Origin of the sequence: Streptomyces sp. NPDC007901 (assembly GCF_042959465.1) — a bacterium.
Lineage (GTDB): Bacteria > Actinomycetota > Actinomycetes > Streptomycetales > Streptomycetaceae > Streptomyces.
Window position 1 is genome coordinate 24,059 of record NZ_JBIBKW010000031.1, and the last position, 23,976, is coordinate 48,034.

The window sequence follows — 23,976 nt, forward strand, 5'->3', positions numbered from 1 at the left end:
GCGTCAGGCGGACCTCGCCGCCGTACGAGCGGGCCTCCTCGGGCAGGTCGGTGTACACGCGCGGCTCTTGCTGCGTCAGTGGCGCTCGACGGTGACGACGGGGTGCAGCCTGCGGGTGTGGTCGACCTCCCGGACCTGGCCGGTCAGGCGCAACGGGACCGTGATGCGGTGGTCGGTGCTGCTGGCTGAGATCCGCAGTTCCAGCTCGCCGGGTTCGACGATGCGACGGCCCGCGCGGCCGGTGAAGGAGGCCAGGTCCGCGGGAAGTTCCAGGAGGACCCGGCAGGCTTCCCCGGTTTCGAGCGGGAGGCGCCGATAGCCGACGAGGCGCTGCATCGGCTGGACCACCGAGGCCACCGGGTCGTGCAGGTAGAACTGCACGACCTCGCAGCCGGAGCGTTCGCCGGTGTTGCGGACCTCGAAGGCGATCCGGAAGCTGCCGTCGGTGCCGGTCTCCGCGACGCTGACGTCGAGCGCGGACCACTCGAATTCCGTGTAGCCGAGCCCGTGCCCGAACCCGTAGGCCGCGCTGGTGCTGGTGCTGGACACGTCGCTGTCCTGGTCCAGCCGGGCGGCCAGGTAGGTGGAGGGCTGAACACCCTTGTGCCGCGGCACACTCACGGGCAGCCGTCCGGAGGGGTTCACCCGCCCGCTGAGCACGCCGGCGATCGCCTCGGTGCCCGCCTCCCCAGGAAAGAAGGACTGCACGATCGCCGCCGCCTCCGTGTCGGCGCGGCCCAGTGCGTAAGGGCGGCCCGCCAGCATGACGAGCACCACGGGCGTGTCGGCATCCAGCAGGGCGTCGAGCAACTGCTGCTGCACGCCGGGCAGTTGAATCGATTCGGCGTCGCATCCCTCGCCGCTGGTGCCGCGGCCGAACAGGCCGGCGCGGTCCCCGAGAGCGAGCACCACGACGTCGGCGACGCGGGCCGCCGCGACCGCCTCGGCGAAGCCGGCCGTGCTGTCGCCGTCGACCGTCGCACCGGGCGCGGAGAAGATCTCGGCGTCGGGGAACTCGGCCGCCAGGGTCTCGCGCAGCGTGGGCAGCGCGATGCCGGTCGGGACCTCGGGGTGTTGCGAGCCGACGTGCACGGGGAAGGAGTAGCAGCCCAGCACGGCCGTCGGGGTGTCGGCGTTGGGGCCGATCAGCGCGATCCGGCGGGGGCGGCCGAGCGGCAGCGTGCCGTCATTGCGCAGCAGCACGACGGCCTGCTCCGCCAGTTCGCGCGCCAACTCCCGGTTGGCCGGGGGGTCCAGGTCGACGCTGCCGCGCAGCGCCTCGGGAACGGCCAGTTCCGCTCCGGAGAGCGCCTGCGGAACCGGGTTCCAGTCGGGGTCGAGCAGGCCGAGCTGTGCCTTCTGGACGAGGATCCGGCGCAGGGCGCGATCGATCAGCTCCTCAGGGACGGTGCCGGCCTCGACCGCGTTGAGCAGGGGCTGTCCGAATGTCTTAACCGTCGGCAGCTCGACGTCGACGCCACTGGCGAGGGCAAGCCCGGCGGCCTCGTCCCAGCTTCCGGCGACGCCGTGCAGGAGCTTGAGGAAGGCGATGCCGAAGTAGTCCGCCACCACCGTCCCGTCGAAGCCCCAGGTGTCCCGGAGCAGACCGGTGAGCAGTTCCTGGTCGGCGGCCGAGGGGATGCCGTCGGTGTCGGTGTAGGCGTGCATGACCGAGCGCGGTCGGCCCTCGCGCAGCGCCATCTCGAACGGGGGAAGGATGACGTCGGCGCGCTCGCGGACGCCCATGGAGACCGGTGCGAGGTTGCGGCCGGCCCGCGAGGCGGAGTAGCCGGCGAAGTGCTTGAGCGTGGCGACGATCCCGGCGGACTCCAGGCCCTGCACGTAGGCGGTGGCGATGGTGCCGACCAGGTACGGGTCCTCGCCGATGGTCTCCTCGACGCGGCCCCAGCGGGCGTCGCGCACCACGTCGAGCACGGGGGCGAGGCCCTGGTGGACGCCGACGGCGCGCATGTCGGTCCCGATGGCGGTGGCCATGGTGCGCACCAGCTCAGGGTTGAAGGTCGCTCCCCAGGACAGTGGGACCGGGTAGGCGCTCGCCCCCCAGGCCGCGAACCCGGCCAGGCACTCCTCGTGGGCGATCGCGGGTATGCCGAAGCGGTTGGCGGCGGCGATGCGCTGCTGGGAGCGGGCGAGCGAGAGCGCACCGACGGCGGCGTCCACGGGAACGGTGCCGAAGGGCCGGGTCAGCTGGCCCAGACCGTTGGGCAGGAGCTCGTCCAGGTCCGGCGGCTCCTCCATCTCGTGCTGGTGCGGGGCGACCTCGCCGCCCTCGTCGGAGGCGCCCACCCAGACGCCGACCAGCTGCGCTGTCTTCTCCCGCAGGGTCATCGCCGCGATCAGGGCGTCGGCCCTGGTCGCGGGGTCGAGCGAGACGTCCCGCCACACAGGGTTGGCGAGCTCGACGGTGGGGTTCATGTTGCCGGTCACTTTCCTCCGACCCCCATGAGCCCCTGGACCAGGGCGCGGCGGGCGAACAGGTAGACGATGAAGATGGGGAGCATGGACAGCACCACGGCGCTGAGCAGTCCGGGGACGTCGACGCCGTGTTCGGTTTGGAAGTTGTACAGACCGAGGGTGATCACCTTGGTCGAGTCCGACTGGGTGAGGATCAGCGGGAAGAGGAAGCCGTTCCAGGCCTGGAGGGCCGAGAAGACGACGATGGAGGAGAGTCCGCCCTTCGACAGCGGCAGGACAAGTTGCCTGAAGACCCGCCACGGGGAGGCTCCGTCCATCGCCATGGCTTCGTACAGGTCGGGGGTGATGTCGCGCATCGCCCCGGTCAGCACCAGGGTGCACACCGGCAGCGAGAACGCGGCGGTGGGCAGGATGACGCCGATCAGGTGGTCATAGAGTCCGGCCTGGCTGATCACGTAGAACATGGGCACGATCACCGCCTGCGCGGGGACCGCGAGTCCCAGCAGGAAGACCCGGAACACGACGGTGATGGTCCGGCCCTGGGCGCGCACGATGGCGTAGGCGAGCGGCGGCACCACCACCAGCACGATACCGACCACGCTGACGGTGACGATCAGGGTGTTGAGGAAGTCCTGGCCGAAGCCGTTGGAGAACGCGTTGAGGTAGTTGCTCAGGGTCAGCTGCGACGGAAAGCTCAGCGGCCCCTGGGTGGAGTAGTTGGAGGTCGTGCGCAGGGTCGCGATCAGCAGCACGTAGAGCGGCAGGCCGATCAGAGCGAGCCATATCAGGGAGCCCAGTCCGGCAAGGTAGTTGGGGCGCTGCCGCATCAGATCCCCTCCGCCGTGCTGCGCATCTTGTCGTAGCCGGAGAGCCGGACCACGGCCAGGGAGATGAGGGTGGCGACCACGACCAGGACCAGCGCGATGGCCGAGCCGGCGCCGAAGTCGTACTCCTTGAAGCCCTGCTCGTACATGTAGTAGGCGCTGACCGTGGTGTCCGTGCCGGGGCCGCCCTGGGTGAGGATCAGCACCGTGTCGAAGGTGGTCAGCCCGCCGACGACCATGAGGATCATCGAGGTGATCATGGTGTTGCGCAGTTGCGGCAGGGTGATGTGGAAGAACTGCCGCACGGTGCCGGCCCCGTCGATCGCCGCGGCCTGGTAGAGCACCTGCGGAATCGCGCGGGCGCCGCCCTGGTAGAGCAGCGCGTGCAGGGGGGTGAACTGCCACATTCCGACGAAGGTCAGCACCGCGATCGAACCGGCCTGGCTGCCGAGCAGGTTGCCGTTGCCGAACAGCCAGGGAAGCTGGCCCGGGATGCCGAAGTTGGGGTCGAGCAAGGCGCGCCACACCACCGAGACCGCAGTCGCCGAGAGCAGCAGGGGGACGAAGAAGATCGCGGACAGCACGGCCCGGTTGCGCTGGGGTCCGGCCGCCCAGACGCCCAGCAGGATGCTGATGGGCGTCTGCGTCACGACCCCGAGCACGGTGAGCACGAGGGTGAGCCAGACGCTCTGGGCCATCACCGGGTCGTGGATCAGCTTGGTCCAGTTCGCGAGGCCGTTGAAGTGCGGCGAAGTGATGCCGTCCCAGCTGGTGAAGGACAGCACCGCGACCAGCACCAGCGGGAGGATCGCGAAGAGGAGGAAGAAGACGGTCGCGGGCACCGCCCAGACGAAGCCCGGGCGGGTCACCCCGACGCCGGGCCGGCGCGCCTTGAGGCGGCGGCCGGACACGGCTGCGAGAGAAAGGGAGCTCATCGGTCCTACTCAGGAGGTGGACAGCGACTGCATCGCCTGGATGAAGCCGTTGGCGTCGGTCTTGCCGTCGAAGAACTTCTGAACGGCCGTGTGGAGCGGCGTGGCCTCCGTCTGCGGGTAGGCCTGGTCCCAGGACAGCTGGAACGACGGGGCCGCCTTGACCAGGTCGAACTGGAACTTCGAGTAGTCCGGGCTGGCCGAGGTGGACAGGAACTTGGCGGTGTTGGTGGTGGTCGGCAGGTTGCCGATGCCGAGCTGGGCCTTCACGAACTCGTCGGAGTACATGAGCTTGAGGAAGGCCGCCACGGTGTCGGGGTGCTTGGTCTTCTTCAGGACGGAGTAGAAGTTGTTGGTGTTGCCGACGAGGTCCTTCGGGTCGCCCTTGCCGCCACTGACGGTCGGGAAGGCGCTGTAGCCGAGGTCGTTCTTGGCGAAGTCGGGGTTGTTGGACTGCTGGGTGGAGTACTCCCAGGAGCCCATCAGCTCGAAGGCGGCCTTGCCCTTGGCCAGCAGCGCCGGGGACCCGCCGTCGGTGAACTTCACCGAGTCGAAGTTGCTGCCGAATGCGCCGGCGTCGACCAGCTGCTTCAGCATGCCCAGGGCCTTCTGGCTTTCCGGTCTGGCCCACGCGCTCTTGTCACCGGCGAGCGCCTTCTGGAACAGGTCCGGCCCGGCGACCCGGTCGAAGACGTACTCGAACCACATGAGGGTGGGCCACTGGTCGCCGCCGCCGAGCGCGATCGGGGTCAGGCCCTTGCCCTTGAGCACCTTGACGTCGTTGATCAGGTCGTCCCAGGTCTGCGGGACGCTCAGGCCGGCGCTCGCCAGGACCTTCTTGTTGTTGAAGAGCAGCACGGGCTGCGTGCCGCGCATCGGGACACCGTAGGCCTTGCCGTCGACCACCGCGGTGTTGAACACCGAGGGGAGGAAGTTGGCCTTGAGCCCCGGGTCCTTGGCGATCATGTCGTCCAAGGGGAGCAGGAGGTTCTTCTTGGCGAAGGGCGCGATGCTGCCGCCGCCCCAGTTGAAGAAGATGTCCGGGGCCTGCGGGGTGTTGATGATCGTGTTGAGCTTGGACTGGTAGTCGGCGCCGGGGATGGTGTCCAGCACCACCTTGACCTTCGAGGTCTTGTTGAATGTGTCGACGATCTGCTTTTCGACCTTGTTCGCGGAGTCCCCGTAGACGAGGACGTGGATCGCCCCGGAGTTGGAGCCGCCGCTGGACCCGCATGCGGTGGTCAGACCGAGCAGCAGAGCGGTCGTTGCCGCTGCTGCGGCGAGTCTGTTCCGGGTCGCACCGTTGCGAACGGTCACGCGAAGAGAACCCATGGGATTGCCACTCCGTCGATAATTTCGATGAGGTTTCCGAATGCTGCGGGAAACCTAGGCGTAACGTCGATCTCCGTCAAGGGTTTGGAAGATCTCGATTCGGACGTACCGGCTGGGGCCCTGACCAGCTAATATCCGTCTTGTACAGCCGCAGTGACGACGTACTTCGCACACCAGGGCAGCACAGGAGGGGCTCGTGACCAGAGCGGCGACACTCGCCGAAATCGCGCGGAAGGCGGGGGTGTCCACACCGACTGTTTCGAAAGTCGTCAACGGCCGCGCGGACGTCGCCCCCGCCACCCGCGAGCGGGTGGAGGAGCTGCTGCATCAGCACGGCTACCAGCGGCGACGCAGCAACAGCGCCCCGTCCAGCCCGTTGCTGGAGCTGGTGTTCCACGAGCTCGAGAGCGCCTGGGCGATGGAGGTCATCCGCGGGGTCGAGAACGTCGTGCGCGACGAGGGGATGAGCGTCGTCCTGTCGGAATCCTCGGGCCGGCTCAGCGTCGGGCAGTCCTGGATGGACGGGGTGCTCGCCCGCCGTCCCACCGGCGTCGTCCTGGTGCTGTCGGGGCTCGACGAGGCCCAGCAGGCGCAGCTGACCAGCCGTGATATCCCGTTCGTGGTGATGGACCCGGCCGGGGACCCCGGTCAGGACATGCCGGCGGTCGGTACGACCAACTGGAACGGCGGCCTCGCCGCCACCCGCCACCTGCTCGACCTGGGCCACCGGCGCATCGGCATGATCGCCGGACCACGGCGGATGATGTGCAGCCGCGCCCGGATCGACGGCTACCGGGCCGCGCTGGAGACGGGCGGCGTCGCCTTCGATCCCGCACTGATCCGCGAGGGCAACTTCTACCACGAGACCGGCTACTGGGCGGGCCTGGAGCTGCTGCGCCTCGAGGACCGGCCCACCGCGATCTTCACGGGCAACGACCTGCAGGCGCTCGGCGTCTACGAGGCCGCACGTGAGTTGGGCCTACACATCCCGAAGGATCTCAGCGTCGTCGGCTTCGACGACCTGCCCATCGCCCGCTGGGTCGGCCCACCCCTGACCACCGTCCGCCAGCCGCTGACCGAGATGGCCGAGGTCGCCGCGCGCATGGTGATCGACCTCGCCCGCGGCAACCTACCGTCCGCGCTGCGCGTCGACCTGGCCACCAGCCTGGTCGAGCGCAGCAGCACAGCCCGGCCCCCGACCGCCGGCCGACACTGAGTCGTCGGCACCTTCGAAATTTTCGACAGCACGTGACACATCGCTCCGGACGCGTACCGCGGGCACTGGAGCCATTCCCCCTCGAAGCCGCCCCACTGCCGGCTGCCGGCCAGGTGTGCCCCGCGAACATCGACTGCTTCGGGCGCGTCCCGCTTCCCGCAACGGCATCCCCCGGGACGACTCGAGCCCCAACAGAACCCAGGTGAGTCGTGTCAAGAAGCCGTATCTCTATCGATCATGAGGACGGTTCTGATCGAACACGGTCCCCGGCCGGGTGATCTCGGCCGTCACTCCCGCCTCGGACACCGCAGCCCGAACGCCTACGAAACAGCGTCCCGAACAACACCAACTACGCCGGCCCCAGCCGCATGACCCATGTCCAAGACTCGGAGTCAAGGCCCAAGGCCGGGTGGTTAGCGTTTTCGCAGGGGCTGCGAACGCCGATTCCTTCGAATGTTTCGAAGGGGTTCCGGACGGAACCGTCGGTCACTCCGTGGCCCTGCGGATACGGGCCAGCAGGGCGCGCAACCGGTCACGGTCCTCGGCGTCCAAGCCGGCCGTGGCCTCGGCGAGGGCGTCGCGGTCCACCACCTCCGCCTCGCGGTGGCACTCCACGCCTCGGTCCGTGAGGCGGAGCAGGAAGGCACGGCGGTCGTGCGGATGGCGGACGCGCTCAACCAAGCCGTCGCGCTCCAGGCTGTCGACGATGCTGGTCGTGGTCCGGGCGGAGACACCGGTCAGGTCGCTCAGGTCCCGCATCCGCAGCGGCTCCTCGGCATGCGCCAACATCCGCATCGCGCGCAGCCGGGCAACCGACGCGCCCCCGGTGCGCAGCCGTGCCTCCACGAACTGACGCAGTTGGTGTGTCGTCTCGTACAGCTCGTCCACCAGGATGTCGCTGCTGCCCTGTACCGCCATGACCGCTCCCCGTCGAACCGTTCCCCGGCCCGGGAAGGCCGTTGCCCGGTCCGGCTGGAAAACCAGATTCTATGAGCAGCCACATACTGAGTATGCTCAGCATGTGCTGTCGTCCCCTCGCCGCCTCCGGCTGTCACCCCGGCTCCGCCGTCCTGGCCAGCGTCTGGTCGTCCCCGTCATCTGCGCCAGCGTGACGTTCATCGCCATCGTCGACGGCGCGATCACCACCGTCGCGCTGCCCTCGATCGCCCGCCAGTTCGACCTCACGACGGCCGCCCTGGACGGGGTGGTCGTGGTCTATCCGGTCTGCCTCGCCATGACCATCCCCGCCTCCGCCTGGCTCGTCGAGAGGTTCGGAGCAAAACGCGTCCTGCTCTGGGCGCTCGGCGCCTTCCTCACCTCGTCACTGCTGTGCGGCACGGCCCCCGGGCTCGCCGAACTGGTCGGCTACCGCGCCATCCAGGGACTCACCGCCGGGGTGCTCTTCCCGGCGTCCGCCGCGCTGCTCTTCGCCACCTTCGACACCGCCGACCAGGTGCGGATATCCCGGTACATGATCGTTCCCCAGCAGATCGCCCCGGCCGCCGCGCCGATCCTCGGCGGGCTACTCGTGGACCATCTGTCCTGGCGCTGGGTCTTCTACGTCAACCTTCCAGTGGGCATCCCCATCATCGCGTTCGGCATGCTGTTCCTCGCCGAGCAGCGCGGCCGGCCGGGCGGCCGCTTCGACCTGACCGGACTGCTGCTGTGCGCCGCCGGGCTGGGGGCCGCAATGTTCGGGATCTGCGAGGGACCCAACCAGGGCTGGTCCTCCGCTCCCGTGATCGCGGGGCTGGCCCTCGGCGCCGTCGTGCTGACCGCCGCCGTCGTCTTCGAACTGCGCACCACCAAGCCCTTGCTGAAGCTCCGGCTCTTCACGGACCGGCTCTTCCGCGACACCAACCTGATCAACCTCGGCGGTCTGATCCCGATCCTCGGCGCGATGTACCTCGGCCCACTCTTCCTGCAGGAGGCGCAGGGGCGCACCGCCCTGGAGTCCGGCACCAGCACCTTCCCCGAGGCGTTCGGCGTCCTGCTCACCGTGCAGCTCGCCAGTGTGCTCTACGCCCGCGTCGGACCCCGAGTGATCGTCGGATGCGGCATGGCCGGGGTCGCCGTAGTGCTGCTGCTCTTTTCCACCTGCGACGAGAACACCGGGCTATGGACCTTCCGCGCCTACATGCTGTTCCTCGGCATCGCCATGGGCGGCGTCTTCATGCCGACGACGGTGGCGTCGCTGGCCAACATCGCCAAGCCCGACCTGGCCCAGGCCTCCACCCTCAACACCGTCGTACGCCAGACCGGCGGCGCGCTCGCTCCCGCGGCAGTCACCACCGCCCTGGTGCTCGGCACCCCCACGGCGGCCTCCGCCCATCCGCCCATCGGCGCCTACCAGGACGCCTATCTGACCCTCGCCGCGATCGCCGCCGTCACCGCGGTCTTCGCCTTCACCCTGCCGGACGCCGCGGCCCGCGCGGCGGCGCGGACCACGACCACGGTCGGCGGCCCGGCATCGGCGCACGCCGGACAAGAGAACGTCCACTGACCTCCGCGCCATCTCCGCCACGCGCAAGCCAGTTCCCCGCGTGGGCAGGTGGCCTTCCGCTTGTCCCAGTCGTGTCTGCACCGTGGACGCCCGCCTGTGGCATGCGGCGGTCCGAGACGCGGCCCGCGGAAACCAATCGACCAGCACCGACCGCTCGATCGAGGCTGCGCTGAAGTCTGGCTGTCACCTTTGTGCCGTGCGATCCGACTTCTTGTACGAGAGGGCACGGAACGGCCGTGCCGGAACAGGACAGGATGAGGAAGCGGACATGCGGATCGTCATCTTCGGCGCGAGCGGCGGCACCGGCCGCCAGCTCGCCCAGCAGGCACTCAAGGTCGGCCACGAGGTCATTGCGGTGACGCGCAACCCTGACAGCTTCCCCATCGCGGCCACGCGCTTGACGGTTGCCCGAGCGGACGTGCACGACCGGGCAGCGACTGCGCGGGTTGTCGAGGGCAGTGAGGTGGTGCTCTCCACGTTGGGGGTGCAATTCAGCCGGAAGCCGATCACGATCTACAGCGACGGGATCGCGTCCATCGCCGATGCCATGACGACCCACGGGCGCAAGCGGTTGGTAGTGGTGAGCTCGGCGGGCACTGAGCCGACTCGGCACGCCGACGGCGGGTTCCTGTTGAACCGGGTGATGCAGCCCCTGGTCACCCGGACGATCGGCAAGACGACGTACGCCGACATGCGCCGCATGGAGGCCTTCTTGCGCCAGTCCAGCCTGGACTGGACGGTCATGCGTCCTGGCGGCCTGTTCGACGCGGAGCAGCCCAGTGACTACGAGCTGACGGAGAACCGCTCCGAGCGAGTGTTCACCAGCCGCGCCGACCTGGCCGCGTCGACGCTGGCCCCCTGGCCTGGTCCCGGAGCTGGATACCCGGCTGATCCATGACCGGGCGGGGCAGTTGGTCGCTCGGGCCTGGGTGAATCGGCGCTCCGAGGTGGACGTCCACCCCGAGCACCGGGGTCGTGGCCTGGGCAGTGCGCTCCTGGCCTGGGCCGAGGCCCGGGCCAGGCAGGCGGGCAGTGCACGCATCGTCCAGACCATCCCGGACAGCAACACAAACGCTGTCGCGCTGCTGCGCTCGCGCGCATACGAACCGATGGTGACCGAGTGGCTGCTGGAGTTCCTCATGCCGGAGAAGCCGGCCGTGCCCGAGCCGTCTGCGGGCATAACGGTCCGACCGTTCCGGGTCGGTTTCGACGAGCACGACGCACACCAGCTCGTCGAGGACGCCTTCGACGAATGGCAGCAACGGCGTAAGAGCTACCAGGAGTGGGCCCGGCACACTGTCGAACGCCCCACCTTCGCCCCCGCGATGTCAGCGCTGGCGTTCGCCGACGGCCAACTGGTGGGCGCTGTGCTCTCGCTGGACCTCCCGGACACCGACGAGGGTTACATCGAGGAGGTCGCGGTGCGCCGCGACCACCGCAATCGGGGTATCGCCCGCCTCCTGCTCCGGCACGCATTCCGCGCCTTCTATCAACAGGGGCGGCAGGCCTGCACCCTCGGGACGCACTCAGACACTGGCGCGTTGAACCTGTACCTGCACGTCGGGATGGCGGTCCGGCACAGCTCCACGGTCTTCCGAAAAGATCTGTGAGACGGGGTGTCAATTGTCGCCCCAGGATCACGGGCATGCCGAGGTCTGTGGGACCGCTCATGCCGTTGCCGCGAGCTCGTTCCAGACTGCGGTCGAGGGCGGTGAGCTTTCCCTTGGCCTTGGTGAGGCTGACTTGGAGTCCTTGGACTTCGCCGAGCCAGCCGTTCGTCCGCGCTTCCGCGATGCGCTCGGAGAGGTATTCGGATGATCTCGATCAACCGGGGCCGCTGCCTGGGGGAAACCCGTAGCATCGGGCAGCGCAGGCAGGAGTGCTCGTGCTGGCACGGCGTTCCGTAGGGCCGTGCGCAGTCGCCGAGTTCCAGCTTGCGGGTGTGGAAGTGTTCCTGGAACTCGCGCCATTCGTACGTCGTGGTTTCGCGGTATTCCTCTTCGGGCCGTGTCGCTCTCCGCTGGTCGAGGAAGGCCCGGTAGGAGCGGATCAGGTCCTCCTGGAAGATGGCCAGGTACGCCTCCGTGGTGCTCGTACTGGTATGGCCGAGCAAACGAGCGGCGATATGGACGGGCAGCAGCCATCGCGCATCGTCGCTGCCCTTGCGGCTGATTTGCACGAGCTGGTTGCCCCAGTCCAGGTCGATGCCCCGGATGCCGAGCACCTCGCTGGCCCGGGCCGCGTTGCTGATGTCCAAGGAGAGGATCGCGCGGTCCCGGTTGGAGCGAAGGGCGCCGAAGAGGTCGTTCCACCGCTCGTCGGGGATCTCGCGCGGTCTGGCCTTGGGAATCTTGGGGTTGTAGCGGATCCAGCCTTCGGGACCGAAGGGATCCAGTGGATTGTGATGAGCGTGCGGCTGCCCCTCCGATCGAGCGGCACCGGGTTGACCAGCGGGCCGTGCCCGGTCTCGATCCAGAACTCGTAGAAGCTGCGGACGACCGCGTTGCTGTGCCGGATCGTTCGAGGCTGGTACCACGCTGACTTCGTCTGCGGCGAGATGCGGGGTTTGGTCGTCTGTTTCAGCCAGAGCACCAGGTCCCGCACTTCCGCCGACGTGGCCCTGTCCCACTCGACCTGAACAACGTGCAGCCACCGCCACCACCGCAGCAACGCGTACGCGTAACTGCGTACGGAGCCGGGTCGGTTCCGGGCGACAAAGTCCCGTAGGTACCTCCGAACAGGCTCGACCGGCGGCCCATCCGGATCGATCACGAGCCAGGGCACCACGCCTTCCGACGGCACGACCTTGCCCCACCGCGGCAGACGGATCGAGCCGAGATCCCGTTCCACCTCATCCAACGACCTCACGCAGCTCTCCTTCTGTTTGCTGCCTGAGATCTATCGGTCAGCCCGTACCCGCCCCCTCCAATGCCTCGGAGTGTCGTCCGGTAGTCCGGTCAACAGAGATCGCGCCCAACAACATCAACAACACCTGCCTGAAGCTCAAGCGGCTGACCGAGCGCGGAATCCTGGTCGAGACCGAGCAGGGCTTGTTCACCCAGCCACGGCCGTAGCCTGCCGGCGACACCGCGGCCGCCGCTTGCCCCTTCCGAAAGCGCGGAACGGACGTCTACTTACGCACCGCCGCTCAGCTCCTGAACTGCGTCGATCACGCTGTCCACCACCTCGGTCACCGGCTTGGATGCATCGATGATTGTCGCGCCACGGCTTTCGTAGATCGCTCGCATCCGAGGATTCCACTTCAGGGCCGCTGCGAGCTCTTCGGGATGTTGGCCGAATGGGTTCGTAGTGCGGGTCGCGAGCCGGTGGCGGAGCGTGTCCTCGTTGATCACCAGGCACACGGTGACGTCGAAAAGATCGCGGACGTCTGCCTCGTTCTCCGCCGACCCACACAAGAACGCGATTCGGAAACGAGACTCCTCGACGAGCGTCTCAACGCGCTCGCGGACGATCGCCCACCCGTGTTGATCGAGCCAGCCCTCGGGAACGGGATACGGAGGATCCATCACGACCTCGCCCTTGGTTCGGTCGATCCAGCGACTGAAGCCGTCCTCGTCGGCGTCGAGCGCGACGTAGCCACGCGCTCGCAACACCCCGCAGACCGTGGACTTACCAGTTCCTGAATTGCCCGTCACCCACACCACTGTCACGCCGCCAGCGTAGACATCACCACCCTGGGCCAGCGACGCTATCGCCGCGATCAGGCAAGGTGTAGCTTCGACCGAGTGACTGCTCCGGCACGGCCGGTGGATGGCCAAAGCCCCAGCTCAGACACCATGCCACGCGTGTCAAGCACGCCATCGCAACCCGGTCACTCAACCCGAGCTGCACCCAAGCCGAAACGGACATCAACTCACGTTCCGCCCTCTGACCCTGAGTCGTTGGCGGCTCAAGGTCGGATACGGCGCCAGCTCAAAGGTGGATTGGTAGGCAGGCAACGGCCCTTATTTTCCGTGGTGCGGCTGTACGCGACCGAGTACCTGCTCAGACGTGCTCCGACGACGTTCGGCGGCGTGGGCCTCGGCTGGCGTAGGCGGCGGTTCCGGCGGCGGCGAGAAGGGCGGCGACCATGGCCGCGGGTCGGTTGTCGGGGGCCTGTGTCTGCCAGGTCAGCATCTCCCCCGCGGTGCCCGTGCCCGGGAACGCCGCCGCGCCGAGCGTCCATCCGAGGGGCAGAAACCATGACCGAGGCGTACCGGCCGTGGCCGCCCCCAGGGCGGTCAGGCCGAGCAGTCCGGCCGCGTCACGGACGACGCATCCGAGCGGTCCGAACCACGTGCCGGCCAGCAGCGTGGCCAGCAGGAGGACGAGTACGCATCCCAGGGCCGTGGCGAGGTGGGACATCCGCAGCCATCCCCATGGTCTTGCCGCCGTACGGTCCAGGGTGTCGTCGGGGCCGCCGAGCGTGGCGGTGACGACTGCGACCAGGAGCAGGACGGTCAGGACGAGTACGGTCCGACTCACTTCGCCCCCGCCGCTGAAGACCGTCGCCAGCAGCCATGCGACGGCAGTGCCCGCGGTCGCCGCGCCGAGCGCCGCCGGCACCTGGCGTGCGCGGGCGTAGAGCGTCAGCCCGCTCATCGGGCCCCCCGGGTCAGCAGGCCGGTCGTGACCCGGCACTTCTGGGCAGCCCTATAGACGGCGGTCACCCGGGCTGCGGCCTCGGCCCGCGGCAGCGCGCGCAGCCCCTTCCACAGCTTGACGGCGTCCGGGTCGACGTATTCGAGGCCATCGGGACCGGCGGTCGGTTTCCGGTCCAGCAGCCAGAAGGCCGCAGCGACGGCGACCGTGATGTTCGACGCGTCTGCGCAGCTTTCCGGGCCGGTGAACACGCCTGTGAGCATCGTCGGTTCGAGGCGGCCCGGGTGGGCGAGGCGGCCGTGCCGGTCCACCGTGATGCTCATCAGCGCGGTGCCGGCCCGTGGCTTCGGCGAGGTGGGAGGGAAGAGCGTGCTGGTGTCCTCGTGTGCCTCGACGATCGATGTCTTCGCCAGAAGTGCCAGTGCCTGCCGGGCCTTGGGGGCGACCTCGGGCAGCAACGCCTCGTGTGCCCGGCTGACGCAGACCTGTGGGGCGCCGGCGGTGCACACCAGTTCCTGGGCGACCGGGTCGAGCCTGCCGCGCTCGTAGGCGTCGCCGGTCGGCACGATCAAGGCTGTGGCGGTTGCCCCCAGGGCCAGCGGCACCAGCGCGGTGAACGCGAACCTGCGGTTCTTGACGGCGAAGAGCACGACGGCGGCCACCGCGATCGCGGCCATCCACAGCCCCTGGGCAGCGCTGACTCGGCCGTCGACGGTGTCGTAGTCGCTGAATACGCTCATCCCCATGCTCGGGGAGAACGCCGCCGTGAGTCCGCCGTCCGCAAGGGCGTGGGGCGCAAGGATGAGCAGCGCGAAGCCGGTCACGGCCAGCGCGGGTGCGGTGGCGAGCGCAGGCATCAGGCGTCCGACGGACAGTCCGAGCCAGACCGAGGCGATCATCGCGACCAGTCCGACAACCACGACGGCGTACGCGGTCGGCGGCAGGTAGCGTGCCGTGCCGACGATCCGTGGCGCCGCCGCGAGGAGGGTGACCAGGTACGCGACGAGGACCGCCATCCCGGTCGTGACCAGGATCGGCACGATGCGCTGCGGACGCGGGCGGGGCGCGCTGGCGAACAGTTCACCGACGTTCGCCCGGTGCTCACGATAGGACTGCCAGGCACCGGCAGCCATCGCAAGAGGCGAGAGCAGCACGAGGTATTCGCGCTGCGTCATGGCCAGCGCCATCCACCCGGTGGACCACCGCCCTGCGGTGGCCCGGAGCAGGATCGTGCCGGAGACGGCGATCAGGAGCGCGGCACCGAGAGCGGCCGACCGTCGGAACTCGATGCCGATGATGCGGTTCATGCGTTGCTCCGGTGCCGGCGCAAAAGGGCGGAGTAGCCGCGTTCCGCCGGGCTGTCGCCTGCGTCGCTCTGCCCGCCGCGGGCGATCAGGTCGTCTGGGGTGCCCTGGAAGAGGAGTCGGCCCTCGTTCATGAGGATGACGTCGGTGCAGGCGGCAACGACGTCCTCGACAAGGTGGGTGGAGACCAGCACACAGCTGTCGGTGCCCAGATCGCGCAGCAGGTCGCGGAAGTCGAGGCGCTGTTCGGGGTCGAGTCCGACGGTGGGCTCGTCGAGCAGCAGCAGTTCGGGGTCGTTGACGATGGCCTGGGCGACGCCGGCCCGGCGCACCATGCCGCCGGACAGCGTCTTCATCCTGTCGTCGGCCTTGGCCGTCAGACCCACCCGGTCGATCGCGCGTTGCACGGCGTCGGGGACCGCGGCCTTGGGCAGTTCCTTGAGCCAGGCCATGTACGCGACGAACTCGCGGACGGTGAACCGTGGATAGAAGCCGAACTGCTGCGGCAGATACCCGAGTCGGCGACGTACCTCGCGCAGTTCGGCACGACCGTCGACCTGCGCGCCCAGCAGCGTCAACGAGCCGTCGGCGGGCTTGACGACGGTGGACAACGCGCGCATCAGCGTGGTCTTGCCGGCACCGTTCGGGCCGAGCACACCGTGCACACCGGCTCTCAGCGTCAAGTCGAGCCCCTCTACGGCCAGATGCCGGCCGGCCCGGACCCGCAGGTCTTGTGCGTGGACGAACCAGGGATGAAGGGTGGGGGCCGTTTCGGCAGCATTCATCGCCCGCATGGATCTCTCCTCTCGGTTCTGTGGGTCTTGTTAGTCTTGTTGGTCTTGTTGACGGGATGTCAGTTGCCGCTGGCCAGACGGCGGAAGCGGGAGGCGGCAAGCGGGGTGATCGCGACCAGGGCCACGGCCGTCACCGCCCAGACGGCGGTGCTGTCCGTCTCGAGTACCGGGGACGGGGTCCGGGCCGCCACGCTCGGCAGCAGGACCGCCGCGCACCAGATCGCTCCGAGTCCGATCGCCGCCCGCCGTACGCCGATGAGGGCGCCGAGCACGAGCGTGGCCGCGGTGAACACCAGGCACGGCAGCAGAGTGAGGGCCGGCGAGGTTCCGGTGCTCGCCCCCGCCACCAGCAAGGCCGGGAGCACGACGACGAGCACCGCGAGCGTCCGCCGCAGGACCATGCCCAGGCCGGCCGCGGGGGTGGCGGCGATCAGTTCCCACGCCGGATCGATCCGGCGGCTCCAGGCCACCGCGACGCCGGGCAGCGGAGCCACCGGAGACAGCAGCAGCACGATCGACGGCAGGCTCGGCTCGGCGGCGTCGAGGAGCACGCCGCAGCCCAGCACCGCGACGGTCACCGCGAGCCAGGGCAGCAGTGTCCAGGTGAGCCAGCGTCGATGTAGGGCCCCGGCTGGGGTATGTCGGCGGGCCGACTGCGGGCTCGCTTCGAGCGCCCGGTCGAGCGAGAGGGCGACACGGTCGAGCAGATCCGCCGTGGCCGGGGTGGCGTGCGCGGCCATTTGCTCACGGCAGTCGGCACACGCGTCGAGATGGACCTCGATCGACCAGAGCGCGGCGTCGTCGAGCCCCTGCCCGCCGTCCGCGTAGCGGGCCAGAATCATCGTGGTGGGATGAGTCATGACAGCGCCTCCCGCAGCGCGATCCGGGCCCGACGCGCGCGGGTCTTCACCGTGCCCTCGGGCACGCTGAGCAGCACCGCCGTCTGCCGCACCGACAGGTCGTCGAGCACCATGGCCTGCAGCACCTGCCGCAACTCCGGCGGCAGGCGCAGCAGCGCCTGTTCGAAGTGCTGGTCGACGCGGGTCGCCATCACCTCGTCCTCGGCGGCCGGCGCGGTCGTCTCGAGCAGGGCTACGGCCGGCACCCGCTCCTGCCGGGCGCGCCGACGGAACGCGTCGACGAGACGGTTCGCAGCGATCGACCAGAGCCAGCCGACCGCACTCCCCTCGGTCACGGAGCCCACGTAGCTGCCAGCCGCACGCCAGACCGCCAGATAGGTCTCCTGGAGCACGTCGGCGACGACGTCGTCGTCAGTACAGCGGCGGCGGAGCCGCACCGCCAACCAGGGCGAAGTACGCCGATACAACTCGTCAAACGCCGCCCGGTCACGGCCGGCGACGCGGCGCACGAGTTCTGCCTCGTCGAGGTCTGCCATACCTTTCACGATCAGGGAGACGAAACGACCTTCCATTCAGGTTCTCGGACCCCCGGCGCTTACCGAAGGTAATCGCTCTTAACACCGAACGTGAGATTGTCCAGATCGCCGACCGGCCCTAATCGCACCGTGAGCAGCTGCCGAGCGGCCGGACGGAGTTTGCGCTCCCCCGCTGGCAATGTCGCGGGCCCCAAGCGCCAGGACAGCCCGGAGTCGTGCAGCCGACAGGGAGTCATCCCACGGAGCCACCGGCTGCGAACGCCACGACGCTGCCACAGCCTGGCCTGCTGGCTGACTACCGGCGGCGGGTGACGTGGACGCGTGTCGCCGCCCGCCCGGAGTGGGGCCCCTGCGCCAGGACGAGCACCAACCGCAGCGGGTAGACGCTCGGCTTTCGCAGGCCCCGTCCGCGGGAGTCGCCGTCGATACACCACTCCAACTCGCAGCAGCCGCTTGACATAGGAGCAAACGGGCGTGACCGAGCGCCCGCCGTGCCGAGCTCATCGTGCCCCAAGCTCGCCGACGACCATCGACACCAGGTCGATCGCGTGTCCGAACGCGATGGTCAGCATCGTGGCCCCGAGCTTGCGGTCGAGCGTGTAGACCATGTTCGGAGACACCGGAGTGCCCCATTCGGTCGAAGACGCCACGACGGTGGCCGCCCTCGTACTGGCCGTACTGCGCTGTGACCAGCGGCCGGGTGATCACACGGCTCGGTCGGACTCCTGCCAGGTGGGCCCGTCGTCGGCGTCAGCATGCCGAGTGAGGGCCTGGACCACGGCGGCCGTCTGGTCGGGGTTGTCGAGCAAAGCTTTCCTGGCGGTGGTCACCTTCAACTTGGTGAGCACGTCCAGGTACAGCTCGTAGGAGTCGGGCTGGTCGGCGGCGAGCGTGAGCAGCTGGGCGGCCGCGTCGGTGTCGTTCCTCTTGTCCGCGGCCTCCAGCAGGCGCTGGGCGCGCGCGACGGGCAGTTCGCTGCCGGCATCCGTCTCGCGTTCGACGAGGTCGAGGAAGGCAGTCATGTCCTGGGGACGGCGGGCGGGATCGAGTTGGGTGGCCTGGCGTACGACGCCGTACCACGGTCCCGGCTCGGGAAGCAGGGGCCTGTTTGTCTGGGGCCAAGTCCCGGTGAGAATCCAGCCGATGAGCTGGCCGAGACTGTAGATGTCGCTGGCGGGAGTCACGTCGTGGCCGTCGATGAACTGTTCTGGTGCCGCGAACCCTTCGGTGCCGAGGCCTGTGGTGGTCAACAGGCCGGCAGTGCTCGTCTGACCGCGGGGGCGACGCACAATCCCCCAGTCCGCGACCACCCAACGCCCCTCCAGGAGCAGGATGTTGCCAGGCTTGATATCCCGGTGGATCCAGTCGTGCTGATGCGCGTCGGCCAGGCCGGCGGCAACGGCCTCCGCCATGGCTCGCAGCTGGCCCGGCTCCTGCAGCTCGAGACGTCTGTCCTCGACGTTGTCGTCGGCCTTCGGCATGACGAACCATTCGTAGCCGGGATCGAAGTCGAGTACGGGCATGACGTGGGGGTTGGCGCCCAGCCGTTGGGCGATCTCCACTTCGCGGTGCATACGTCGGATTCCGCGCTGCTTGAACAGGCCCTTGCGGCGTTTGAAGGCAACTACCGTGCCCGAGGGTTTGTGGGTGGCCGGGAAGACCTCCCCCTGGCCGCCAGGCGGGGCCAAGGGACGGGGTTCCAGACGGTAGTCGTCGCGATCGCCGCGCGCCGAGCGGCTCACCACGTCGTAGCGGCGAACCGCCGGCGTCGACGCCAGCTCAGGCGTGGAGAGGGGTTCCTCTGGGCGGTGGCCGGTGATCCGTACCAGGACCGGGGCGGGGTTCTCGACATCGTTCGAGGGAAGCGAGGTAAGCAGGTAGGCGGGTCCGCTGCCAGGAGTCTGGGCGAGGCCGAAGACCTCTGCGAGCCGCATATGTACCAGGCGCTCACTCGTACGGCTGAGGACGTCGGTGCGGTGCACGGCGACACCGCCTTCACTTCGGTCGGGCGACGCGCTCAGCACGCTGCCGATGCCAGCGGGCAACACGTGCGCCGGGAAGTGCACGGGAGTCTCGATCCAGTGCTCGCGCTGCCCAGCGTCCGTCGTACGTGCTAGATCCACCACCGCGCTGCTCCCGTCCGCGGCAAGGAAGAACCGCCGGCTGTCCAGTCAGAGAGCCGAGCGCACCGCGGCGTTGAAGGTGATCGGGTAGCGCAGCTGGTCGCCGACAGTTTCCCCGGCACGGGTGAGCGCAAGGGTCCCCTCGCCGACGCCGAAGGCGGCGCCGAATCCGGACAATACCCACGGTTCGTCGTCTGGCCCGGGCAGCAGCACAGCCCCCTCCTCGAACGCTCCGGCGACCACCCGCAGGTGTCCTTCGTGCCAGCGCACCAACGCGGAGCCGCACATCACCAGTACGGCGCCATCCCTGCACACCAGAGCACCGCCGTGGCACCCGGGCAGGAGCAGGCGCCAGCGAGCCTGACCGCTGCCCGTGTCCACCTCCAGCAGCCCGTTGGAGCAGGTGATCAGTACGCGCTCGTCGGGCAGAGAGGTCAGACCTCTGGGCCGTCCGGACTGCGACTGTCCGACGAGCAGTACCTCGGCTGTTACTCCCGCCCACGTCTTGCTCTCCACTGGCAGGGGGGCCATCCGGCGGGCCAGCGGCGTCAACTCCAGTTGCTGCGCCGCCGGAGCGTCGACGCCAAGCAGCTCGGCCAGTGGCACATGCGGCTGCCGTCGGCGCAAGGCTGCGCGTACCAGGTCGGCCAGCGGAGACAGTCCGGCGACCGCCGCTTCCAGATGGGCTCGGTCGAGGACTGTGCCACGGTCACCAATCTTGTGAACGAGCTCCTCGTTCGCCTGCTCCCCAGGCCAGTACAGCACCGCCCACAAGGCGCCACGGGCCGCTCCCACGGCATGCACGAGCACACCACCCCAGGGCGGTTCCTGACGCCCGACAAGGGCGAGGAGGAAGTCTCGGCCCTCGAACTCGTATGCCATTGCCAGCGCACCCGTGTCACCGAGCTCATGCAGATGCATTGAGTCCGCAGGCACGGACCGTGACAACAGCGCCGCCACGATGTCGACCAGCTGCTCCAACCGGTCCTCGGCCGAGGCACTGTCGTTCCTTCGCCACTGGCCGTACGCGACCAACAGCTCGCGCTCCTGCTCCACCGTGCTGATTCCCCCTTGTCTCCCGAGCATGGTTCACGCGTCCGCAGCAATGACCTGCTCCGACCAGTGAGCCTATGGCCCGTGTTGGTTCCGCCGCCCGGGAAAAGTTGGCGAACGCACCGCCTTCCTGTCGAGTGTGCGGTTACTGCCTCCCGTGCCGTTCCGGGAAGTGCGCCTGAGGGCGGAGCGGGTCCAAAGGCCTACTGGAGCACGGACGCGGGCACGGAGGAGGGCCAGGGGTACTTGCTGGTAGCGCAGTACCTGTGAACGTGCTGCCAGAGTGCTCGGCATTCGTGGACAGACCGAATCCGGTGACAAGGGCTGCCCGTCCGGCGGGAGCTGCTGTGGAATGGGGTGTCACCTGAGCTCGACGGAGTACGCGACGCCGGGGAACTCCCACCCGTCGGTGCCTTCGCCGATGTCCGCCACGATGACGTCGTCGATGAAGTGGTCCTCGAACTCGTCGTCGGTGAGCTCACCGGCCAGCCAGAGTTCCTCGATCTCGTCCCAGTTGCCCCTGCTGCCGTCGATACGCAGAGGTGCCGCTCGCCGGTTGCCACGCTCGCGTTCGTCGTCGCCCGTCTTGACGATGCCGCTGATCTCGAACTGGCCCCGCTTGACGTGGTCGGGGATCGGCTCGGCGGGGACGACGGCGGCGTTCTCGTAGGCGGTGTGGATGAGGTCGCGGTAGCTGCGGCGGATGTTGTACTCGGGGTCCGACAGCCAGTTGATCAGGGTTTTGGTGGTCACGTGGAGGCCGGCATCCTCCATGGCTTGGTAGCCGCGGTGGGTCGCGGTGAGCTGGCTGAGCTGGGCGTGCCAGTGCTTGGCGGTGTACGAGGACAGCCTGTGGCGAGGGGTGACCTGGGAGCGCAGGAGGTCGTTGAGGGCGGCGCCCAGGGATCCTCCGTGGCCGGTGGGCCCGGCCATCAGTCGTCACCTTCGGGGATGATCTCGCCGCGCTGGACGAACTTGGCCTTCACTTCACCGAAGCCGGTCCCGATCCGGTACGTGTCTGGGGGCGTGCCGGGCGGCGTCCAAAAGACGGCCGCGTCGACGTTGCGCAGGGCGATGAGCGTGTGGCCTTCCTGGACGGCCTTGAAGGCGACGGTCCAGTGGCGGACGGAGGCCTCTGCGACCATGCTCATGCGCCAGTCCGGCCGCCAGAACGGGGACTTCTGTTCCTTGCGCTTGGGCCACAGCAGCCGCAGCGCGATCGACAGGCGGGTCTTGTACGCCTTGTATGGGTCGCCGCCGGCCTGGACGAGGTCGATACGCGCTTTCCGGGCCGCTTCGTAGAAGGGCTTGAACAGGGACTCGTTGGCCTTCCCTGTCCAGGAGTCGTGGATGGTCGGCATCGCGGCGAGGTGGTCTTCGCGGACGAGTTTCATCAACTGCTTGATGTGCGGGGTGGTGACCCACACGCGGCCCTGCTCGTCGGGCCGGTCGATGATCCGCCCGAGCGGGTGCGGCATGTCCGTGCGGTTCCACTCCGGGATGTCGATGAGGTAGATACCGGCGCTGGCCTTGTCGAACGCCTCAAGGGGCCCGGTGTGCAGCAGCTTGTTCGGGGCCAGGGGGACGGCTGAACACGCGGACGGGTAGCTGCCGTTGCGGTCGATCAGGCACAGCACCCCCTCGCCGAAGGCGTCCGGCACATCGAGCCGGTCACGCCGGACCCGCTTGCCGTTCTCCCGGATGTAGGGCACCCGCGTGCCGGTGACGTCGGGGTGGACCCATCGCGGTTCGCCGTCCATGTGCTCACTGATCAGCGGCCACGGACCACTCTCCCGCTCCTCGAGGCGGATGACCCTGATCGGGTGCATCTTCGAGCGGCCGACCGCGTCCTTGAGGAGCTTCAGCGCGGGGAAGGGCGCGCCTTCCGGCTCGTCCTCCTCGTCCCCCGGCTGCAGTTCCACTTCTGCTTCTGCGTCGTCTTCGTCGTCCGGGACGTGTCCGCTGCCCGCGGCGGACCCGGTAGCGGCGGGCTGCCCGGGGGTGCCGACGGACACGGCGGTGCTGTAGGCGTTCAGCGCGGCGGCGAGGCGACGTCCCTCGGCGTCGTTCGGCAGTTGCTGCGGCGCCGCAGCCGTCTCGGCCAGGGACGGCCCGAGTTCGACAAGGGCTTCCTCGTCACCGCCTGCCAGCGCGGTGCGCAGCGCGGCCAGCACGTGGGTGACGGAGGCCGGCAGCCCTTGCCGGGCACCGGACGTGTAGGGAAGCGCCGCGTCGGACAACTCCTGCTCCACGGCACTGCCCACACTGCCCTGCGCGGGTCCTTCGCCGCCTGTACGGGCGGCGGGGGCGGCTGTGGCGTCGAGGAAACGGGCGTGCAGCAGATCGGAGCTCAGGTACGCCGAGCCGATCGTGCCGAAGTCCCGCTCAGCGACCGTCACGTGGACCTTGGAAGGGTCCTCGGTCAGTGTGAGCGTCACCATGACGTCGGCATCCAGGAGGCCCAGAAGCGTGGGATCGGCGCTGTCCACGATGGCGAGCACTGGCACATGCAGGGTTCGTGCGAGAGAGGCCAGGACCTGGGAGGCGGCCGGGAGACGGTCACCCGACAGGGGAAGCCGGGCGTTGTGGGCGGCCTGCAGCCGGTCCACGACCACCAGGGCCAGGTCCTGAACGTACGGGGCGGTTTCCGCGATCGCCTCGGCGGTCAGATCACTGCCGTCGTCGATCAGCAGTGGCGCCTGGACCAGTTGCTGGGCGACCTTCTGCTCGTGGTCGGTGAGGCGCCCCTGCTTCAAGCGCGGGTAATCGCCACCGGTCTCCGCGGAGATGATGCGGCGCATGATGTCGGCCTGATTCGGCCCGGACGCCGCGTACAGCACCTTGTGGTTGTCCACGAGCGCGGTCTGTCGTGCGGCAGCCAGACCCAGCAGGCTGCCGCCGACGTTCGGGGCGGCCGCCACCAGCGTCAGCCGGCCTGACTGCAGACCGCCTGTCGCCGCGTCCAGGCCGGGCAGCCCGAACGTGGTGCTGCCGACCGGGCCCGAGGTGAGTGAGGCGCCGATGGCGTCGCCCAACGTGGCGAGCCTGCGCGGCGCCCTCTCGCGTTCCGAATGGCCTTGGCTGTTCACCGCACCTCCTGCGGGCGCGGCGCCCATCGCCGCGGCCGGATCGGATGAAGGGGAGACGACGTCGGCGGGCAGCAGTACCGCGACCGGTGTGGTGTTGCGCAGGAGCACCTGCGGCTGGCCCTGCGCCGCTCGCGTGATGAGGTCGCCGAAGTCCTTCTGCGCCGCACTGAGAACGTGGGACGGCAGGACCTCGGTCTTCCGCGCTGCGGGTAGCCGGTCGAGCGGGGCCAGCAGAACGCGATCCTGACGCCTCTGCCCCTTGTAGATCAGGGTCGTGCGCCCGTCTTCCTCGGCACGCTTCACCAGAGCGTAGAGGGCGTTGCGTGCCTCGGTCGCGTTCATCGCGTCCTGTTCGTGTGCCGACTGACTCAC

At 68.9% G+C, this 23,976-nt stretch carries 21 protein-coding genes and 1 pseudogene; 5 read left to right on the forward strand and 17 right to left on the reverse strand.

All coding sequences use genetic code 11. The features are described 5' to 3' along the window. Positions 1 to 75: 75 nt before the first annotated feature. The 4 genes from ACFZDK_RS50210 to ACFZDK_RS50225 are packed head-to-tail and all read right to left on the reverse strand — an operon-like array spanning position 76 to position 5,524. Positions 76 to 2,436 carry a glycoside hydrolase family 3 N-terminal domain-containing protein gene (locus ACFZDK_RS50210; protein ID WP_390984557.1) on the reverse strand — a complete coding sequence of 787 codons (2,361 nt, stop codon included), beginning with the start codon at positions 2,434 to 2,436 and terminating at the stop codon, positions 76 to 78. Between the two features lie 8 nt (positions 2,437 to 2,444). Beyond that, complete coding sequence (locus tag ACFZDK_RS50215; RefSeq protein WP_390984560.1) at positions 2,445 to 3,263, reverse strand: ABC transporter permease subunit; 819 nt, start codon at positions 3,261 to 3,263, stop codon at positions 2,445 to 2,447. Continuing rightward, positions 3,263 to 4,195 (reverse strand): ABC transporter permease subunit, encoded by a 933-nt coding sequence (locus ACFZDK_RS50220; RefSeq protein ID WP_390984563.1) that lies wholly within the window; start codon positions 4,193 to 4,195, stop codon positions 3,263 to 3,265. The genes ACFZDK_RS50215 and ACFZDK_RS50220 overlap by 1 nt, the downstream gene beginning before the upstream one ends. A gap of 9 nt (positions 4,196 to 4,204) precedes the next feature. After that, positions 4,205 to 5,524 carry an extracellular solute-binding protein gene (locus ACFZDK_RS50225; RefSeq protein WP_390984566.1) on the reverse strand — a complete coding sequence of 440 codons (1,320 nt, stop codon included), beginning with the start codon at positions 5,522 to 5,524 and terminating at the stop codon, positions 4,205 to 4,207. Positions 5,525 to 5,720: 196 nt separating this feature from the next. Here ACFZDK_RS50225 and ACFZDK_RS50230 point away from each other — a divergent pair, with 196 nt between their 5' ends. Further along, positions 5,721 to 6,740, forward strand: a complete 1,020-nt coding sequence (locus ACFZDK_RS50230) for a substrate-binding domain-containing protein (protein ID WP_390984569.1) — start codon at positions 5,721 to 5,723, stop codon at positions 6,738 to 6,740. Positions 6,741 to 7,226: 486 nt separating this feature from the next. Here the strand turns inward: ACFZDK_RS50230 and ACFZDK_RS50235 are convergent, their stop codons facing one another. Next, complete coding sequence (locus ACFZDK_RS50235) at positions 7,227 to 7,658, reverse strand: MarR family winged helix-turn-helix transcriptional regulator (RefSeq protein ID WP_294002283.1); 432 nt, start codon at positions 7,656 to 7,658, stop codon at positions 7,227 to 7,229. Positions 7,659 to 7,848: 190 nt separating this feature from the next. Between ACFZDK_RS50235 and ACFZDK_RS50240 the strand changes: the two genes are divergently transcribed. The 4 genes from ACFZDK_RS50240 (at position 7,849) to ACFZDK_RS50255 (ending at position 11,728) form a co-directional block, all read left to right on the forward strand. Then, positions 7,849 to 9,243, forward strand: a complete 1,395-nt coding sequence (locus ACFZDK_RS50240; protein ID WP_390984690.1) for a DHA2 family efflux MFS transporter permease subunit — start codon at positions 7,849 to 7,851, stop codon at positions 9,241 to 9,243. 268 nt (positions 9,244 to 9,511) lie between these two features. Then, entirely contained in the window at positions 9,512 to 10,141 is a 630-nt protein-coding gene (locus tag ACFZDK_RS50245) for an NAD(P)H-binding protein (protein WP_390984573.1), read from the forward strand. Between the two features lie 31 nt (positions 10,142 to 10,172). Beyond that, positions 10,173 to 10,853 (forward strand): GNAT family N-acetyltransferase, encoded by a 681-nt coding sequence (locus ACFZDK_RS50250; protein WP_390984576.1) that lies wholly within the window; start codon positions 10,173 to 10,175, stop codon positions 10,851 to 10,853. A 332-nt stretch (positions 10,854 to 11,185) separates the two neighbouring features. Next, on the forward strand, positions 11,186 to 11,728 hold the full coding sequence (locus ACFZDK_RS50255) for a hypothetical protein (RefSeq protein ID WP_390984699.1): 543 nt from the start codon (positions 11,186 to 11,188) through the stop codon (positions 11,726 to 11,728). Between the two features lie 44 nt (positions 11,729 to 11,772). On the opposite strand, the pseudogene ACFZDK_RS50260 reads toward ACFZDK_RS50255, so the two are convergent. From ACFZDK_RS50260 to ACFZDK_RS50315, 12 genes and pseudogenes are all read right to left on the reverse strand, one after another. After that, positions 11,773 to 12,111 (reverse strand): annotated as a pseudogene (locus ACFZDK_RS50260) (site-specific integrase); the annotation flags it as partial. A 266-nt stretch (positions 12,112 to 12,377) separates the two neighbouring features. Next, positions 12,378 to 12,914, reverse strand: coding sequence for an AAA family ATPase (locus ACFZDK_RS50265; protein ID WP_390984579.1), 537 nt, complete (start codon positions 12,912 to 12,914; stop codon positions 12,378 to 12,380). Positions 12,915 to 13,248: 334 nt separating this feature from the next. Next, the gene (locus ACFZDK_RS50270) at positions 13,249 to 13,845 is read right to left on the reverse strand and encodes a hypothetical protein (protein ID WP_390984582.1); all 597 of its coding nucleotides are present in this window, start codon (positions 13,843 to 13,845) and stop codon (positions 13,249 to 13,251) included. After that, entirely contained in the window at positions 13,842 to 15,152 is a 1,311-nt protein-coding gene (locus tag ACFZDK_RS50275) for a hypothetical protein (RefSeq protein ID WP_390984585.1), read from the reverse strand. Before ACFZDK_RS50275 ends, ACFZDK_RS50270 begins: the two co-directional genes overlap by 4 nt. Beyond that, a complete protein-coding gene (locus ACFZDK_RS50280) occupies positions 15,149 to 15,943 on the reverse strand; it encodes an ATP-binding cassette domain-containing protein (protein ID WP_390984588.1) in 795 nt (264 codons plus the stop codon). The genes ACFZDK_RS50275 and ACFZDK_RS50280 overlap by 4 nt, the downstream gene beginning before the upstream one ends. Positions 15,944 to 16,002: 59 nt before the next feature. Further along, positions 16,003 to 16,803, reverse strand: a complete 801-nt coding sequence (locus ACFZDK_RS50285) for a hypothetical protein (protein WP_390984591.1) — start codon at positions 16,801 to 16,803, stop codon at positions 16,003 to 16,005. After that, a complete protein-coding gene (locus ACFZDK_RS50290) occupies positions 16,800 to 17,339 on the reverse strand; it encodes a sigma-70 family RNA polymerase sigma factor (RefSeq protein ID WP_390984594.1) in 540 nt (179 codons plus the stop codon). The genes ACFZDK_RS50285 and ACFZDK_RS50290 overlap by 4 nt, the downstream gene beginning before the upstream one ends. A gap of 500 nt (positions 17,340 to 17,839) precedes the next feature. Further along, a complete protein-coding gene (locus ACFZDK_RS50295) occupies positions 17,840 to 17,989 on the reverse strand; it encodes a hypothetical protein (protein ID WP_390984597.1) in 150 nt (49 codons plus the stop codon). Positions 17,990 to 18,043: 54 nt separating this feature from the next. Beyond that, complete coding sequence (locus ACFZDK_RS50300; protein WP_390984600.1) at positions 18,044 to 19,405, reverse strand: protein kinase; 1,362 nt, start codon at positions 19,403 to 19,405, stop codon at positions 18,044 to 18,046. Positions 19,406 to 19,510: 105 nt separating this feature from the next. After that, the gene (locus tag ACFZDK_RS50305; RefSeq protein WP_390984603.1) at positions 19,511 to 20,518 is read right to left on the reverse strand and encodes a hypothetical protein; all 1,008 of its coding nucleotides are present in this window, start codon (positions 20,516 to 20,518) and stop codon (positions 19,511 to 19,513) included. A gap of 357 nt (positions 20,519 to 20,875) precedes the next feature. Beyond that, entirely contained in the window at positions 20,876 to 21,448 is a 573-nt protein-coding gene (locus ACFZDK_RS50310) for a hypothetical protein (protein ID WP_390984606.1), read from the reverse strand. Next, entirely contained in the window at positions 21,448 to 23,976 is a 2,529-nt protein-coding gene (locus ACFZDK_RS50315) for a DnaB-like helicase C-terminal domain-containing protein (RefSeq protein WP_390984608.1), read from the reverse strand. The genes ACFZDK_RS50310 and ACFZDK_RS50315 overlap by 1 nt, the downstream gene beginning before the upstream one ends.

Excerpts from the sequence above, each read along its gene's own strand:
- ACFZDK_RS50210 (WP_390984557.1), bottom strand. The coding sequence starts at position 2,436 with ATGAACCCCACCGTCGAGCTCGCCAACCCTGTGTGGCGGGACGTCTCG.
- ACFZDK_RS50215 (WP_390984560.1), bottom strand. The coding sequence starts at position 3,263 with ATGCGGCAGCGCCCCAACTACCTTGCCGGACTGGGCTCCCTGATATGG.
- ACFZDK_RS50220 (WP_390984563.1), bottom strand. The coding sequence starts at position 4,195 with ATGAGCTCCCTTTCTCTCGCAGCCGTGTCCGGCCGCCGCCTCAAGGCG.
- ACFZDK_RS50225 (WP_390984566.1), bottom strand. The coding sequence starts at position 5,524 with ATGGGTTCTCTTCGCGTGACCGTTCGCAACGGTGCGACCCGGAACAGA.
- ACFZDK_RS50235 (WP_294002283.1), bottom strand. The coding sequence starts at position 7,658 with ATGGCGGTACAGGGCAGCAGCGACATCCTGGTGGACGAGCTGTACGAG.
- ACFZDK_RS50245 (WP_390984573.1), top strand. The coding sequence starts at position 9,512 with ATGCGGATCGTCATCTTCGGCGCGAGCGGCGGCACCGGCCGCCAGCTC.
- ACFZDK_RS50270 (WP_390984582.1), bottom strand. The coding sequence starts at position 13,845 with ATGAGCGGGCTGACGCTCTACGCCCGCGCACGCCAGGTGCCGGCGGCG.
- ACFZDK_RS50275 (WP_390984585.1), bottom strand. The coding sequence starts at position 15,152 with ATGAACCGCATCATCGGCATCGAGTTCCGACGGTCGGCCGCTCTCGGT.
- ACFZDK_RS50280 (WP_390984588.1), bottom strand. The coding sequence starts at position 15,943 with ATGCGGGCGATGAATGCTGCCGAAACGGCCCCCACCCTTCATCCCTGG.
- ACFZDK_RS50285 (WP_390984591.1), bottom strand. The coding sequence starts at position 16,803 with ATGACTCATCCCACCACGATGATTCTGGCCCGCTACGCGGACGGCGGG.
- ACFZDK_RS50290 (WP_390984594.1), bottom strand. The coding sequence starts at position 17,339 with ATGGCAGACCTCGACGAGGCAGAACTCGTGCGCCGCGTCGCCGGCCGT.
- ACFZDK_RS50310 (WP_390984606.1), bottom strand. The coding sequence starts at position 21,448 with ATGGCCGGGCCCACCGGCCACGGAGGATCCCTGGGCGCCGCCCTCAAC.